Genomic DNA, 13,849 nt, shown 5'->3' on the forward strand with positions numbered 1-13,849 from the left:
AGAAACAAGAGAAGGAGACGGCCATGGGCATGGAGCCGAGGCGGTCGGAAGAGCTTCCGCTTCACCGGCCGCGGATGCGGCGGCAGGGCGGCAGCGGGATCGGCGACCTGCGATTTCGCGCGCTCCTGGGCGAGCCGGCCTGGGGCCGCCTTCCGGAACCGACGCGGGCCCGATTCGGCAAGCGTGTCGACCATTGCCGGAGCGTCGTCTATGCCGGCGAGATCGTCCAATGTCGGATGAGCTGCCTGGGATGGGCGATCGCGCAGCTTGCCCGCTTGTTCGGATCGCCGCTCCCTTTAGGCCGGGACGAGAACGTCCCGGCGGTGGTCAGCGTCACCGAGGATCCCGCGGCTAACGGTCAATTCTGGACGCGGATCTACGGCCGGCGCCGTGGCTTCCCTCAGGTCATCCACTCGAGCAAGCGCTTCTGCGGCCCGACCGGGCTGGAGGAATATGTCGGCGGCGGGCTCGGCGTCGCGCTGCGGCTCGAGGTCGAGGATGGGGCCCTGCACTTCGTCACCGACCATTATTTCCTCTCCTGTCTCGGCCGGCGGCTCGCGCTGCCTCATTGGCTCCAGCCCGGCCGGCTGCGCGTCAGCCACATCGATTGCGGTCGAGGCCGCTTCGCCTTCGTGCTGGAGCTGGCCCACCCCCGGTTCGGCCTGATGATAGGCCAGACCGCCCTCTTCGCGGAGACGGCGCATGGAGACCAAGGATGAGCGACGACGTGCGGCCGATCATCGTCTTCGATTCGCTTTGCCCTTTGTGCAGCGCGCAGGCGCAATTCGTGCTCAGGCATGACCGAGGCAAGCGGTTCAGGCTGGCGTCGATGCAGCGTCTCGCCGGGGCTGACCTTTTCCGCCGCTTCGGCGTGGATCCGGATGATCCGGAGACGCTGATCGTCGTCCAGGGAGGACGCGCGCTTCGCGAAAGCGACGCCGCGCTCGCCATCTATCGCGGCCTCGGCTGGCCCTGGCGACTCGCCGGGCTGCTCGCCCTGGTGCCACGCCGGCTTCGCGACCGCGCCTATCGCTGGATCGCGCGCAATCGCTATCGCCTGTTCGGCCGCCGCAGCGCCTGCTGGGTGCCGAGCGCCCAGGATCGCGACCGGCTGTTGTGACCCGCATCCTGGTCATCGGCGGCTATGGCGGCTTCGGCGGCCGTCTGTGCCGTAGGCTGTCGGACGCCGGGTACGATCTCCTGGTCGGGGGCCGCGACGAGAGGAAGGCACGATCGTTCTGCGCCGCTTTGCCCCGCGCCGTGCCCGTGGCGATCGATCGAGAAGGAGAAATCGCATCGATCCTGCAAGAGCACCGTCCGGACCTCGTGATCGACGCGGCCGGCCCCTTCCAGGCGAGCGGCTACGATGTTCCACTGGCCTGCATCGCCGCCCGCATTCCCTATCTCGATCTCGCCGACGCGACCGGATTCGTCGCCGGCATCGCGGCGCTGGACGAAGCGGCGCGCCGCTCCGGGGTGGCGCTGGTGTCGGGCGCTTCGAGCCTTCCCGCCTTGTCGACCGCGGTGGCCGAACGGCTCGCCGAGGGCCTGGACGCCGTGCGCCGCGTCGACATCGCGCTCAGCGCCGCCAATCGGGCGATGGGTGGCGCCTCGGTCCTGCGCGCCGCCTTGAGCTATGCCGGCCGGCCGGTCCGGCTGCGGCGCGGCGGGCGCTGGACGTACGGGTTCGGCTGGCAGGATTTGCGCCGGATCGATTTCGAGCTGCCGGAGGGCCGTGCCCTGCGCGGGCGGCTGGTGGCGCTGGCCGACGTCCCCGACCTGGTCCTGCTGCCGGACAGGCTGCCGGGGCAGCCGACCGTCGTCTTCCGCGCCGGCACCGAATTGCGCTTCCACATGCTCGCCTTGTCCGCCGCGGCTGCGGTCGTGCGCTGCGGCTGGCTGCGATCGCTCCTTCCCGCCGCTCGTCCAATAGTCTGGGCCTATGGGATCACTCGCGCCCTCGGCGGAGTGCGCTCGGCGATGCGGGTCGCACTCGCCGGCAGGATCGGCAATGCCGCGGTGGAGCGGATCTGGACGCTCGTCGCCGAGCGGGGGCAGGGGCTGGAACTGCCGACCCTCGCCGCCACGCTCCTCGCGGAGAAGATGCTGGCGGGCCGCATAGCGCCCGGTGCGCGATCGGCGGCGGGACTGGTGCCGCTCGAGGCGTTCGAGAAAGCGTTCGAGGGAATTGACGTCCGCTGGGAGCTGACCGAGCGGACCTTGCCGCCGCCCCTCTATGCCCGTCTCATGGGCGACGATTTCGTTCGCTTGCCGACGGCGGTGCGGAACCTGCACGATCTCTGCGCCGACGGCGGCGCCGAAGGCGACGGCATGGTCGAGCGGGGCCGCGGGTTGGCGGCTGGCCTGCTCGGCTTCTTGATGGGGATGCCGCCGCCGGGAAAGACCCCGATTCATGTCGCCTTCACCGAATGCGGCGGCGCCGAGACCTGGACGCGCGATTTCGGCGGCCACCTCTTTGCCAGCGAGCTCTCCGGGAGAGACGGCCTCCTGGTCGAGCGCTTCGGCCCCGTCCGCTTCGCCTTCCAAGTTCCCGGCGGGCCGGACGGCCTGGAAATGAAGCTGCACCGATGGTCCTTCCTGGGCCTGCCGATGCCGGCGTGGCTGGGGCCGCGGATCTCGGCGCGAGAATATGAGGAGGGCGGCCGCTTCCGTTTCGACGTCCGCGTTAGCATGCCGCTGGTCGGGCAGATCGTCCGCTATTCCGGTTCGCTCGACCTGATCCATGGGGGCGACGATGTCATCTGACGCGGAATGGACCGGCGTCGGCGGCCTCCTGGCGGCGGCAACGGTTGCGCCGATTGCTGGCTCCCTCTGGTTCTTCGTGGCCTTCCCGGATTTCGAGGCCGTCATCGAGATCCTGCCGATCGTCTGGCTCTTCGGCTTTCCGATCGCGCTCCTGCACGCGGCCCTGATCGGCTTGCCTGCTTACGCTCTGCTGCGGCGCAGGGTTCAGCCGGCCTGGTGGCGTGCCTGCCTCGGTGGCTCCATGATCGGAGCCGGCCCCATGCTCCTGATCGTGCCTGACTTCGGTTCGCTGCTGCTGGGCGCGACCAGCGGGTTCGCCGGCGGACTGGCTTTCTGGATCTGCGTCGTGAAGCTCGATGGATCGCGCGGTACGTGCAAGTCCACGCCCAAAGAAAAAGGGCGGCCCGTCTCCGAGCCGCCCCACCGGTGATCCGGTCTTTTTCCTGCCTTAGCGCTTCGAGAACTGGAAGCTGCGGCGGGCCTTGGCGCGGCCGTACTTCTTGCGCTCGACGACGCGCGGGTCGCGGGTCAGGAAGCCGGCCTGCTTGACCGCGCTCCTGAGCGCCGGCTCGAAGCGGGAGAGCGCCTGGGCGATGCCGTGCTTGACCGCGCCGGCCTGGCCGGAGAGGCCGCCGCCGCTGACCGTGCAGACGACGTCATACTGGCCCCGCCGCTCGGCGATGTCGAACGGCTGGTTGATGACGAGGCGCAGGGTCGGCCGGGCGAAATAGACGCTCTGGTCGCGGCCGTTGACGGTGATCGTGCCATTGCCGGGCTTCAGCCACACGCGGGCGACGGCGTCCTTGCGGCGGCCGGTCGCATAGGCGCGGCCCTGCTTGTCGAGCTGCTGCTCGCGAAGCGGCGCCGACGGCGTCTGGGGAGCGACGGGCGCGCCGGCCTCGGCCTCGGCCTCGGGGGCCGGAGCGTCGGGCTGGGCGGTGGTCAGCTCGGCCAGATCGGAAAGCGATTGACGGTTGTCGGACATCAGGCACCCACCTTGTTCTTGCGGTTCATGCCCGCGACATCGAGGATCTCGGGATTCTGGCCGCCATGCGGATGGTCGGTCCCGGAATAGAGGTGAAGCGATCGCATCTGCTGGCGCCCGAGCGGGCCGCGCGGGATCATCCGCTCGATCGCCTTCTCGAGCACGCGCTCGGGGAAGCGCCCCTCGAGGACCTTGCCGGCGGTGATCTCCTTGAGGCCGCCCGCATAGCCGGTATGCTTGTAATAGGTCTTCTGCGCCAGCTTGCGGCCGGTGAAGCGGACCTTGTCGGCGTTGACGATGACGACATGGTCGCCGCAGTCGACGTGCGGGGTGAAGCTCGGCTTGTGCTTGCCGCGCAGGATATTGGCGACGATGGTGGCGAGCCGCCCGACCACCAGCCCGTCGGCATCGATCAGATGCCACTTCTTCTCCACCTCGGCCGGCTTGGCCGCCTTGGTGGTCTTCATCAGCGCCTTCATGGCCCGAATCCTTTCGAGGGTTTTCCTCTGTGCAAATGAGCAGCGCCGCCCGATGACGAGCGGCGCGGACGGCGGGCAAATGGCAGCGGAGCCGCCGAAAGTCAAGGAAAAGGGCGGGTTTGACGGGTGGTAACATGATACCACGACCGTCTTGTGGACGCGTCCCGCCTCAGCCCCCGAGCCTGTGCGCGATGCCCGGCAGCCAAGCCAGGCGGGCGAATTCCCATGTGGCGAGCGCGAGCAGGGCGGCCGCGGCCGCGAGCAGCCCGGCGCTGGCGGTCTGCAGCGTCCGTCGCGCGGGCGCGGCGCGGGCCCGGATGAACAGCTCGGCGACGGCCAGATTGGGAAGGTAGAAGGCGAAGTCCATGACGAGGTCGAAGGGACCGCGGAAGTCGGACGCATGGCCGGCCGAGTCGCCGATGGCGAACCAGAGACCGTAGGCCATCCGGTAGAGCCACGATCCGATCGCCAGCGCGAACAGCCTTATCGCCCAGGCGCGGTGGCGCTCGAGCCGGCGGGCGCGGGCATGCCGGTAGGTCTCGATCGCCGCCGCCACGACCAGCGCGCCATAGAGGCCGAAGCCGATATCCATCACCGGGCCGCCGATCGTGCCCTTGGCGAGGATGAAGGCGAGGCCGCCGAGGCCGGCGACCAAAGCGGACGCGACGTAGAGCCGGCCGGTCCAGCGGTGAAAGGCCGGCGCCGCCCGCCGGACGGCGCCGATCAGCTGGATCGGGCCGAGCAGCAGCAGGATGGCGCCTGCGACGAAATGGGCGGCGATCCCGGCGGTGGCGAGCCTGGCTTCCGCCGCGAACAGGCCGGGGAGGACGGAATTCCACTCGGCGGGCCGGCCGAGAGCGGCCGCGCCGACATGGAAGAAGACGATATAGGCGCCGAACAGGGCGGCCGAGAGCCAGGCGGTCGCCGCCAAAGCCGTGCCGCTCCAGCGAAGCCAGGCCGAGGCGGGCAGGGCGGCGGACGGCGGGGCCGCGGCAGCCATCTCTCCAGCCTGCACCTCTTCTCCCCTCAGCTCTCGTCCACGATCCACTGCCGATAGGAATCGAGCGCGTCGGCGATCGGCCACGCGACCGCGGCGGGCACGTCGTAGCTGTGCAGCGCGCCGATCCGGGCGATCGCCGCCGCGGCTCGGTCGGCCCGCGTCTTGAACAGCACCGGCACTTCCTGCGCCTCCTCGACCTCGCTTTGCCAGCGATAGACGGAATGGCAGGGCGCCAGCACGTTGGCGCAGGCGGCGAGGCGCTCCTCGACCAGCTGCCGCGCAACCCGGCGCGCCTCCTCCTCGCTGCCGAAGGTCGAATAGAGGGTGACGATCGCGCCGGCCGCCGCCTCGCTCATGCCTTGGCCTCCTTGAGCCGGTGCGCCGCGACCACCATCGCCCCGAGCAGCAGCACTGCCATGCCCTGGTGGGCGACGGCGATGTCGATCTGCACGCCCGAGAGGATGGTGAGGATGCCGAGCAGGATCTGGACGGTGACGGCGCCGATCAGCGCCGCGCCCTCGAGCCTGAGACCGCGGCTCCAGGCGCGCAGGCCCAGCCAGACCGCCAGAGCGGCGACGGCGAAGGCGAGCCAGCGATGGACGAACTGGACCATGATCGGGTTGTCGGCGAAGTTGCGCAGGAACGGCTCCAGCATCGGCGTCGCCGCCGGGAAGAGCTCGTCGCCCATGAGCGGCCAGCTATTGAAGGCATAGCCGGCCTCCAGCCCGGCGACATAGGCGCCGAACAGGAACTGGACGAAGAGCAGGCACAGCGCCCACAAAGCGAGCAGCGGGGTCCGGCCGCCGGGCGGGGCGCCGCCAGCCAGCGCGCGCAGGTCGAGCGCGACCCACAGGAGCCCGCCGAAAATGAGCAAGGCGGTGAGCAGGTGGACGGCGAGCCGGATGTGGCTCACCTCCGGCACGTCGACGAGGCCGGAGGCGACCATCCACCAGCCGATCGCGCCCTGAAGGCCGCCGAGAGCGAGCAGCCCGACCAGCTTCCAGCCGAAGCCGGCGGGGATGGCGCGGCGCCACCAGAACCAGAGCAGGGGCAAGGCGAAGGCGAGGCCGATCAGCCGCCCGAGCACGCGATGGACATATTCCCAGAAGAAGATCGACTTGAAATCTTCCAGGCTCATCGCATTGTTGTTGATCCGATATTGCGGCGTCGCCCGATAATGGTCGAACTCGGCCTGCCACTGCGCCTCGCTCAGCGGCGGCACGATTCCGGAGATCGGCTCCCAGCGCACCATCGACAGCCCGGATTCGGTCAGTCGGGTGATGCCGCCGACCACTACCATCACGAAGACCATGGCAGCGACGACGAGGAGCCAGGTGGCAAGGGCGCGGGGTCGCGGGTGCGCGGCGGGCCGGGTGGACATGCGCCGCCTATGGCCGAGGCGCCGGAGCTTGGCAAAGGATGGAGCGGGCTCCCTTCACGCGGAACTTTTTCGCGAATGTTATATTGTAACGTCGCTGTCGAATCGCTATACGGGGCGGCAGGAGACGACGCGCGTGTTTCAGGGTGCCATCAGGAACGGAGCCATCGACCGGCTGGCCATCGGCCTGTCCGGCCTTTGCCTCGTCCATTGCATCGCCAGCGCCGTCCTCCTCGCCGTCCTGGCCTCTGCCGGCGGGCTGCTGCTCGATCCGATGATCCACGAGGTCGGCATGATGCTGGCGCTGGTGCTCGGCATCTTCGGGCTCGGCCGCGGCATCCGCGAGCATGGCTTCATGCTTCCCGCCTGCATCGGCAGCCTCGGCCTCGGCATGATGGCCGGTGCCCTGACCCTCGATCATGGCGGCCTCACCACCGTCTATTCGGTGATGGGCGTGCTGATCCTGGCGCTGGGCCACGACCTCAACCGCCGCGCGGTGATCTGAGCGCTCCGGCGGGTCGCCGGAAACCCGGTCCAAGGCGGCGCAAGGACCCCATTGGCCCTTGCGCGCGCTTGTTCCGATCCGGCGAAAGGCCTACATCCCGTCTATGGTCCATGAGCATCACAGCCATTCCGGCGCCGACCTTTCGGTGGCCGCCCGGTCGACGATGGAGAAGTCCGGCGAGCAGTGGACGCCGATGCGCGCCGCCGTCTTCGAGGCGCTGGCGAGCTTCGATCGCCCGGCTTCCGCCTACGACATTGCCGAAAAGGTCTCGCAGGAGCAGCAGCGCCGGGTCGCCGCCAACAGCGTCTATCGGATCCTCGATCTTTTCGTCGGTGCCAACCTCGCGCGGCGGGTCGAGAGCGCCAATGCCTATATCGCCAACGATCATCCCGATTGCCTGCATGACTGCATCTTCCTCATCTGCGACAGTTGCGGCCAGGCCAAGCATATCGACGACGACCGCCTGTCGGGCGGCGTCCGCGACGCCGCGCGCAAGGCCGGCTTCGCGCCCGCACGCCCGGTAATCGAGGTGCGCGGCCGCTGCGGCGAATGCGAAGGCAACTGACGGTTCGACATCCCCGCCAGAGCGTCTTATTATCGGCCCTTGCGAAGGGGATAGAATGAACGACCGACCCAAGACGCCGCTTCTCGACACCGTCGGGACGCCCGAGCAGCTGCGCCGGCTGGACCGCGAGCAGCTGCGCCAGCTCGCCGAAGAGCTGCGCACGGAGACCGTCTCCGCGGTCTCGGTCACCGGCGGCCATCTCGGCGCCGGGCTCGGCGTCGTCGAGCTGACCGTGGCGCTCCATTACGTGTTCGACACGCCGCGCGACGTGCTGATCTGGGACGTGGGCCACCAGGCCTATCCGCACAAGATCCTGACCGGCCGGCGCGACCGCATCCGCACCTTGCGGCAGGGCGGCGGCCTCTCCGGCTTCACCCGGCGCAGCGAGAGCGAATATGATCCGTTCGGCGCCGCCCACAGCTCGACGTCCATTTCCGCCGCGCTGGGCTTCGCCGTCGCCAACAAGCTGTCCGACTCGCCCGGCAAGGCGATCGCCGTCATCGGCGACGGCGCCATGTCCGCGGGCATGGCCTACGAGGCGATGAACAACGCCCAGGCGGCCGGCAACCGGCTCGTCGTCATCCTCAACGACAACGACATGTCGATCGCGCCGCCGGTGGGGGGGCTTTCCCACTATCTCGCCAGGATCGTCTCCTCGAACAAGTATCTGACGGTCCGCCACATCGCCCAGCGCTTCGCGCGCAAGCTGCCCGAAGGCCTCCATTCGGCCGCGCGCAAGATCGAGGAATATGCCCGCGGCCTCGCCACCGGGGGCACGCTCTTCGAGGAACTCGGCTTCTATTATGTCGGGCCGGTCGACGGTCACAATGTCGATCTCCTGGTCAAGATCCTGGAGAATGTCCGCGACGCCGACGAAGGGCCGATGCTGGTCCACGTCGTCACCAAGAAAGGAAAGGGCTACGCGCCTGCCGAGGCCGCGGCCGACAAATATCACGGCGTCCAGAAGTTCGACGTCATCACCGGCGCCCAGGCCAAGAGCGAGCCCGGGCCGCCCAGCTACACATCGGTCTTCGCCAAAGCGCTGCTCGCCGAGGCCGAGCGGGACGACAAGGTCGCCGCGATCACCGCGGCGATGCCTTCGGGCACCGGTCTCGACAAGTTCCAGGCGAGATTCCCCGATCGCACCTTCGACGTCGGCATCGCCGAGCAGCATGCGGTCACCTTCGCCGCCGGCCTCGCCGCCCAGGGCTACCGGCCCTTCTGCGCGATCTACTCGACTTTCCTGCAGCGCGCCTACGACCAGGTCGTCCACGACGTCGCCATCCAGAACCTGCCGGTCCGCTTCGCCATGGACCGCGCCGGGCTGGTCGGCGCCGACGGCGCCACCCATGCCGGCAGCTTCGACCTCGCTTATCTGTGCACCCTGCCCAATTTCGTCGTCATGGCGGCGGCCGACGAGGCCGAGCTCGTCCACATGGTCCATACCATGGCGCTCCACGACGAGGGGCCGAGCGCCGTGCGCTATCCGCGCGGCAACGGCATCGGCATCGAGCTGCCCGCGGTCCCGCAGCGGCTCGAGATCGGCAAGGGCCGCGTCGTGCGCGAGGGCAAGAAGGTGGCGATCCTCTCGCTCGGCACCCGCCTCGCCGAGGCACTGAAGGCCGCCGACAGGCTCGACGGGCGCGGCCTTTCCACCACGGTCGCCGACATGCGCTTCGCCAAGCCGCTCGACGAGGCGCTGATCCGCCGGCTAGCCGCAACCCATGAGGTGCTGGTGACGATCGAGGAAGCGGCGGTGGGAGGCCTCGGCGCCCACGTCCTCACTTTGGTCAGCGACGAGGGCCTGATCGATTCCGGCCTCAAGCTGCGCACGATGCGCCTGCCCGATCGCTTCCAGGACCAGGACAAGCCGGAGAAGCAATATGCCGAGGCCGGCCTCGACGCCGACGGCATCGTCGCGACGGTGCTGAAGGCGCTGCGGCACAACAGCGCGGGGGTTGTCGAGGGCGCGCGCGCCTGAGGCGCCGACCCTCGTCTGTAAGAGCAACCCCTTACGAGTCATCCCAGCGCAGGCCGGGATCTCGATGCCTTACGGCAGCGACGATAAGGAAATGGGATCCTGGCGGTTCGCCAGGATGACGGAAAGGGGCGGCGCCCAATGACTTTGAACCGTCACGGGCGCGCGGCTAGGCTGGCGCCTATGTCCGGAACCCGCTCATGCTGACTCGCCGCGCCTTCGCCACCTCTTCCCTCGCCGCTCTCGCCTTCGGCGGGCTTTCGAACCGTTCCCTTGCGGAGCAGACCGGTGACGACACCTATCGCAACCAGGTTCACGGTTATGGCGATCTCGCCGCCGATCCCGCCGGGCTGCTCGATCTGCCGCGCGGTTTCTCCTACCGGGTGATCTCGTCGGCCGGCGAGGCGATGGACGACGGCTATGTGACGCCCGACCATTTCGACGGCATGGCCTGTTTCGGCCTGGGCGGAAGCCGGGTCGCTTTGGTCCGCAATCACGAGCTGTCGGTGTCGAGGTTCGATTTCGGGCCGACGGGCGGGCGGGCGCGGCTCGTCGAGCGGCTGCGCGGCGAGCCGCATTTCGGCCGCGACAATGAGGGACGGCCGCTCGCCGGCGGAACCTCCACCCTCGTCTGCGATCTCGCCTCCGGACGGCGCGAGACGCAATATCTCAGCCTTGCCGGCACGCTGGTGAACTGCGCCGGAGGGCCGACGCCGTGGGGAAGCTGGCTGAGCTGCGAGGAGAATGTCAGCCGCGCCGGCGAGGTCGGCCAGGATCATGGCTGGGTGTTCGACGTTCCGGCGCGCGGGCGCGGCCTCGTCCGCCCGATCGCGCTTCGCGGCCTCGGCCGGATGCGCCACGAGGCGGCCGCGGTCGATCCGGCCACCGGCATCGTCTACCTGACCGAGGATCAGGACGACTCGCTCTTCTACCGTTTCGTTCCGGAGACGCCGGGCCGGCTGGAAGGACCGGGGCGCCTCCAGGCGCTGGCGCTGCGCGACATTTCCGGTGCCGACGCGCGCAACTGGGAGGGAATCGTCGTGCCGCCGGGCAGCCGCCATGCGGTACGCTGGATCGATCTCGACGAGCCGGAAAGTCCGCAGGACGATCTTCGCCAGCGCGGCCATGCCGCCGGCGCCGCCTTGTTCGCCCGCGGCGAGGGAATCCATCACGGCAGCGGCGAATTCTTCTTCTGCTGCACCTCGGGCGGCGCGGCCGAGCTCGGCCAGATCTTCCGTTATCGGCCGGGCGCCCGCGAGGGCCAGCCGGACGAGGCCGGCGCTCCGGGCGAGCTCCAGCTCTTCGTCGAATCGAGCGATCCCAAAGTGATGGACTATGCCGACAACGTCACCGTGGCGCCCTGGGGCCACCTCGTCGTCTGCGAGGACCGCGCCGACGGCGTGCCCTGCCATCTCAAGGGCGTCACTCCCGAGGGCCGGCTCTACACGATCGCGCGGCTGCGGCTCGACACCGAGCTCGCCGGCGCCTGCTTCTCGCCCGACGGCGGTACCTTGTTCGTCAACGCCTATCGGCCGGGCCGCACCCTGGCGATCACCGGCCCCTGGAACGCCGTCCGATCGAGCTGAGAGGAGAAACCGGGGAAAGGGTAGGCCCCGCCGCGAAGGGGATCAAACGGCGGGGCCTGCTCGATAGCGCCCCCGATCTCGAGCCTCCCTTACATAGGGCCTCGCCACGTATCATCCAATAAGTAGTTCTACTTGCTCGTATTTCTCTCGTCCGATTCGAGATGCGCCGTTGCCAACCCGGTTGCTTCGTGCCGTGCTCGACCGCTGTTATTGTTGCACGCGAAGCCGCGAAGGCGCGAAGAGGAGGATCGGATGCGGAGCATTGAAGATGTAGCGCGGATTGCTGTCGATGCCGGCCTGGGTCTGCATAAGGAGCTGGGTCCAGGGCTGCTGGAGTCTGTGTATGAAGCGATCCTGGCGCTTAAGCTCACCCGCCTGGGACTATCCGTGGAACGGCAAAAGCCGCTCAAGATCGAGTATGACGGCTTTGTTCTGGATGACGGCTTTCGAATTGACCTTTTGCTCGAGGGTCGTGTGATCATCGAGATAAGGTCTGTCGAAACGATGCTTCCCGTCCACAGCAAGCAGCTCTTGACCTATCTGAGGCTGACCGGTCAGCCGCTTGGCCTGTTGATGAACTTCGGTGCAGCGACCTTCCGTGAGGGAATCAGGCGCATTGTGAACAAGCATGACGACTTCGCGTCTTCGCGGCTTCGCGTGCATCAAATTCCCACGCCGCAGCCGGCATCAACGGCCGGAGGTACGATGTCGTCGGCATGAGCAAGGTTCGGGTCGATCAATTGCTCGTCGAGCGCGGGCTGGCGGAGAGTCGGGCTCGGGCGCAGGCGCTGGTGCTGGCGGGGCTGGTCTTTTCGGGCGAGCGCAAGGTTGACAAGGCCGGACAGGCGCTGGCCGGGGATGCGCCGCTCGAAGTCAGGGGCAAGGACCATCCCTGGGTGTCGCGCGGCGGGATCAAGCTCGCCCATGCGCTCGACCATTTCGGCTGGGACGTGAACGGCGCGGTCGCGCTCGATGTCGGCGCCTCCACCGGCGGCTTCACCGACGTCCTGCTCCAGCGCGGTGCCGCGAGGGTGTTCGCGGTCGACGTCGGCACCAACCAGCTCGCCTGGAAGCTTCGGCAGGATCCGCGTGTGCTCGTCCATGAGAAGACCAATGCCCGCTTTCTCGACGCCGCGATCGTCAGCGAGCCCGTCGACCTCATCGTCTGCGACGCCAGCTTCATCTCGCTCGCCAAGGTGCTCGGCGCCGCCCTCGGCTTCGCCCGTCCGGGCGGACGGCTGATCGCGCTGGTGAAGCCGCAATTCGAGGCCGAGCGCGCCGAGATCGGCAAGGGCGGCGTCGTCCGCGACGCCGCGGTCCATGCGCGCGTCTGCGCCGCGGCCGCCGACTGGCTGCGTTCGCGCGGCTGGGACGTCGTCGGCGTGGAACGGAGCCCGATCACCGGACCCGAGGGAAATGTCGAATTCCTCCTCGCCGGGATAAATCCCCAGCCCTGAACGACATTTCCGGCGACAATTTGATACAACCCCCATATCGACATGGCCGCGAAATTCGGCATTGAGCCCCAAGATGAACAAGCGATCCGTTTTCATTCTCCTCGCCCTGCTGCTCGCGGGGTGCGGCAGCGGTGCCGCCGAGAAAGGCGGCGAGCGCGCGGCGCCACTCGTCAAGGCGGCGCCGGCCTCTCCCGCGCGCTTCGCCGATCGCATCGAGGCGGTCGGGACCGCCCGGGCGAACGAGCAGGTGACGCTCTCCGCTCCGGTGACCGAGCGGATCGTCAGGCTCGCCTTCGACGACGGCTCCTATGTCCAGCGCGGTCAGGTGGTCGCGGTGCTCCAGCAGGCCCAGCAGACCGCGCAGCTGCGCGAGGTCCAGGCCCGCTCCCGCGAGGCCGAGCAGCAGCTCGAGCGGGTCGAAGAGCTCAAGGGCCGCGGCTTCGCGACCCGCGCCGATTACGACACTCAGATCGCGGCGGCGGCGGCGGCGCGCGCACAGGCGCAGGCGGTCCGCGCCGAGATTGGCGAGCGGGTGATCCGGGCGCCCTTTGCGGGCTGGGTGTCGCTGCGCAACATCTCGGTCGGGGCGATCGCCAGCCAGGGCACGGAGATCGCCACCATCAGCGACGTCAGCACGATCAAGCTCGACTTCACCGTGCCGGAAACGATGCTGAGCGCGATCCGCGAGGGCCAGCCGATCGAAGCGCGCTCGGACGCCTATCCGGACCGCCCGTTCCGCGGCCGGATCCACACCATCGATCCGGTCGTCGACCCGTCGACGCGGGCGGTGACGGTCCGCGCCCGGCTGCCCAATCCCGATCGGCTGCTTCGTCCCGGCATGCTGCTCACGGTGGTGATCGAGAATGCGCCGCGCATGTCGCTGTCGGTGCCGGAGCTGGCCGTGATCGGGGAGGGCGAAAGCCGCTTCGTCTACGTCGTCGACGCCCAGGGCCGCGCCCAGCGCACGCCGGTTCGCACCGGCGCCCGCGCCGGCGGGCGGATCGAGATACTGGCCGGCCTCCGGCCGGGCCAGAGGGTGATCACCGAGGGCGTCGTCAAGGTCACCCACGGCATCGAGGTCCGCCTCGCCGGGGTCCGCAACGCCGCGCCGGAACCCGCGCCGGCGCCGCGGGCGGGCGAGGGCGAATAG

At 68.9% G+C, this 13,849-nt stretch carries 16 protein-coding genes; 11 read left to right on the plus strand and 5 right to left on the minus strand.

What is annotated here, in order from left to right:
- Positions 1-23: 23 nt before the first annotated feature.
- The 4 genes from DDE10_RS09140 to DDE10_RS09155 are packed head-to-tail and all read left to right on the plus strand — an operon-like array spanning position 24 to position 3,196.
- Positions 24-719 (plus strand): DUF4166 domain-containing protein, encoded by a 696-nt coding sequence (locus tag DDE10_RS09140; protein ID WP_284734547.1) that lies wholly within the window; start codon positions 24-26, stop codon positions 717-719.
- Positions 716-1,120: a thiol-disulfide oxidoreductase DCC family protein gene (locus DDE10_RS09145; RefSeq protein ID WP_114952456.1), complete on the plus strand. Its 405-nt coding sequence runs from the start codon at positions 716-718 to the stop codon at positions 1,118-1,120. The genes DDE10_RS09140 and DDE10_RS09145 overlap by 4 nt, the downstream gene beginning before the upstream one ends.
- Positions 1,117-2,766: a saccharopine dehydrogenase family protein gene (locus tag DDE10_RS09150; RefSeq protein WP_114952457.1), complete on the plus strand. Its 1,650-nt coding sequence runs from the start codon at positions 1,117-1,119 to the stop codon at positions 2,764-2,766. The genes DDE10_RS09145 and DDE10_RS09150 overlap by 4 nt, the downstream gene beginning before the upstream one ends.
- A complete protein-coding gene (locus tag DDE10_RS09155) occupies positions 2,756-3,196 on the plus strand; it encodes a hypothetical protein (RefSeq protein ID WP_162806512.1) in 441 nt (146 codons plus the stop codon). Before DDE10_RS09150 ends, DDE10_RS09155 begins: the two co-directional genes overlap by 11 nt.
- 18 nt (positions 3,197-3,214) lie before the next feature.
- On the opposite strand, the gene rpsI is transcribed toward DDE10_RS09155, so the two are convergent.
- From rpsI to DDE10_RS09180, 5 genes are all read right to left on the minus strand, one after another.
- Positions 3,215-3,751, minus strand: coding sequence for a 30S ribosomal protein S9 (gene rpsI / locus DDE10_RS09160; RefSeq protein ID WP_114952459.1), 537 nt, complete (start codon positions 3,749-3,751; stop codon positions 3,215-3,217).
- A complete protein-coding gene (gene rplM / locus DDE10_RS09165) occupies positions 3,751-4,230 on the minus strand; it encodes a 50S ribosomal protein L13 (RefSeq protein WP_114952460.1) in 480 nt (159 codons plus the stop codon). Before rplM ends, rpsI begins: the two co-directional genes overlap by 1 nt.
- Before the next feature lie 169 nt (positions 4,231-4,399).
- Positions 4,400-5,230: a DUF2306 domain-containing protein gene (locus DDE10_RS09170; RefSeq protein WP_114952461.1), complete on the minus strand. Its 831-nt coding sequence runs from the start codon at positions 5,228-5,230 to the stop codon at positions 4,400-4,402.
- Between the two features lie 26 nt (positions 5,231-5,256).
- The gene (gene cutA / locus DDE10_RS09175) at positions 5,257-5,586 is read right to left on the minus strand and encodes a divalent-cation tolerance protein CutA (protein WP_114952462.1); all 330 of its coding nucleotides are present in this window, start codon (positions 5,584-5,586) and stop codon (positions 5,257-5,259) included.
- Positions 5,583-6,611, minus strand: coding sequence for a COX15/CtaA family protein (locus tag DDE10_RS09180; RefSeq protein WP_114952463.1), 1,029 nt, complete (start codon positions 6,609-6,611; stop codon positions 5,583-5,585). Before DDE10_RS09180 ends, cutA begins: the two co-directional genes overlap by 4 nt.
- 133 nt (positions 6,612-6,744) lie before the next feature.
- Here DDE10_RS09180 and DDE10_RS09185 point away from each other — a divergent pair, with 133 nt between their 5' ends.
- From DDE10_RS09185 to DDE10_RS09215, 7 genes are all read left to right on the plus strand, one after another.
- Positions 6,745-7,113, plus strand: coding sequence for a MerC domain-containing protein (locus DDE10_RS09185; RefSeq protein WP_284734548.1), 369 nt, complete (start codon positions 6,745-6,747; stop codon positions 7,111-7,113).
- A gap of 103 nt (positions 7,114-7,216) precedes the next feature.
- Positions 7,217-7,678 (plus strand): Fur family transcriptional regulator, encoded by a 462-nt coding sequence (locus DDE10_RS09190; RefSeq protein WP_114952465.1) that lies wholly within the window; start codon positions 7,217-7,219, stop codon positions 7,676-7,678.
- Positions 7,679-7,733: 55 nt separating this feature from the next.
- Positions 7,734-9,659, plus strand: a complete 1,926-nt coding sequence (dxs, locus tag DDE10_RS09195) for a 1-deoxy-D-xylulose-5-phosphate synthase (protein ID WP_114952466.1) — start codon at positions 7,734-7,736, stop codon at positions 9,657-9,659.
- Positions 9,660-9,856: 197 nt separating this feature from the next.
- On the plus strand, positions 9,857-11,242 hold the full coding sequence (locus tag DDE10_RS09200) for an alkaline phosphatase PhoX (protein ID WP_114952467.1): 1,386 nt from the start codon (positions 9,857-9,859) through the stop codon (positions 11,240-11,242).
- A 252-nt stretch (positions 11,243-11,494) separates the two neighbouring features.
- Positions 11,495-11,962, plus strand: coding sequence for a GxxExxY protein (locus DDE10_RS09205; RefSeq protein ID WP_114952468.1), 468 nt, complete (start codon positions 11,495-11,497; stop codon positions 11,960-11,962).
- Positions 11,959-12,699, plus strand: a complete 741-nt coding sequence (locus DDE10_RS09210; protein ID WP_114952469.1) for a TlyA family RNA methyltransferase — start codon at positions 11,959-11,961, stop codon at positions 12,697-12,699. Before DDE10_RS09205 ends, DDE10_RS09210 begins: the two co-directional genes overlap by 4 nt.
- Before the next feature lie 73 nt (positions 12,700-12,772).
- Positions 12,773-13,849 (plus strand): efflux RND transporter periplasmic adaptor subunit, encoded by a 1,077-nt coding sequence (locus DDE10_RS09215; RefSeq protein ID WP_114952470.1) that lies wholly within the window; start codon positions 12,773-12,775, stop codon positions 13,847-13,849.

Origin of the sequence: Sphingosinicella terrae, assembly GCF_003347635.1 — a bacterium.
Classification (GTDB): Bacteria; Pseudomonadota; Alphaproteobacteria; order Sphingomonadales; family Sphingomonadaceae; genus Allosphingosinicella; species Allosphingosinicella terrae.

Coding starts and splice junctions, on each gene's coding strand:
- DDE10_RS09155 (WP_162806512.1), top strand. CDS start 2,756: ATGTCATCTGACGCGGAATGGACCGGCGTCGGCGGCCTCCTGGCGGCG.
- DDE10_RS09205 (WP_114952468.1), top strand. CDS start 11,495: ATGCGGAGCATTGAAGATGTAGCGCGGATTGCTGTCGATGCCGGCCTG.
- DDE10_RS09170 (WP_114952461.1), bottom strand. CDS start 5,230: ATGGCTGCCGCGGCCCCGCCGTCCGCCGCCCTGCCCGCCTCGGCCTGG.
- cutA (WP_114952462.1), bottom strand. CDS start 5,586: ATGAGCGAGGCGGCGGCCGGCGCGATCGTCACCCTCTATTCGACCTTC.
- DDE10_RS09190 (WP_114952465.1), top strand. CDS start 7,217: ATGGTCCATGAGCATCACAGCCATTCCGGCGCCGACCTTTCGGTGGCC.
- DDE10_RS09140 (WP_284734547.1), top strand. CDS start 24: ATGGGCATGGAGCCGAGGCGGTCGGAAGAGCTTCCGCTTCACCGGCCG.
- rplM (WP_114952460.1), bottom strand. CDS start 4,230: ATGAAGGCGCTGATGAAGACCACCAAGGCGGCCAAGCCGGCCGAGGTG.
- DDE10_RS09215 (WP_114952470.1), top strand. CDS start 12,773: ATGAACAAGCGATCCGTTTTCATTCTCCTCGCCCTGCTGCTCGCGGGG.
- rpsI (WP_114952459.1), bottom strand. CDS start 3,751: ATGTCCGACAACCGTCAATCGCTTTCCGATCTGGCCGAGCTGACCACC.
- DDE10_RS09210 (WP_114952469.1), top strand. CDS start 11,959: ATGAGCAAGGTTCGGGTCGATCAATTGCTCGTCGAGCGCGGGCTGGCG.
- DDE10_RS09145 (WP_114952456.1), top strand. CDS start 716: ATGAGCGACGACGTGCGGCCGATCATCGTCTTCGATTCGCTTTGCCCT.
- DDE10_RS09200 (WP_114952467.1), top strand. CDS start 9,857: ATGCTGACTCGCCGCGCCTTCGCCACCTCTTCCCTCGCCGCTCTCGCC.
- dxs (WP_114952466.1), top strand. CDS start 7,734: ATGAACGACCGACCCAAGACGCCGCTTCTCGACACCGTCGGGACGCCC.
- DDE10_RS09180 (WP_114952463.1), bottom strand. CDS start 6,611: ATGTCCACCCGGCCCGCCGCGCACCCGCGACCCCGCGCCCTTGCCACC.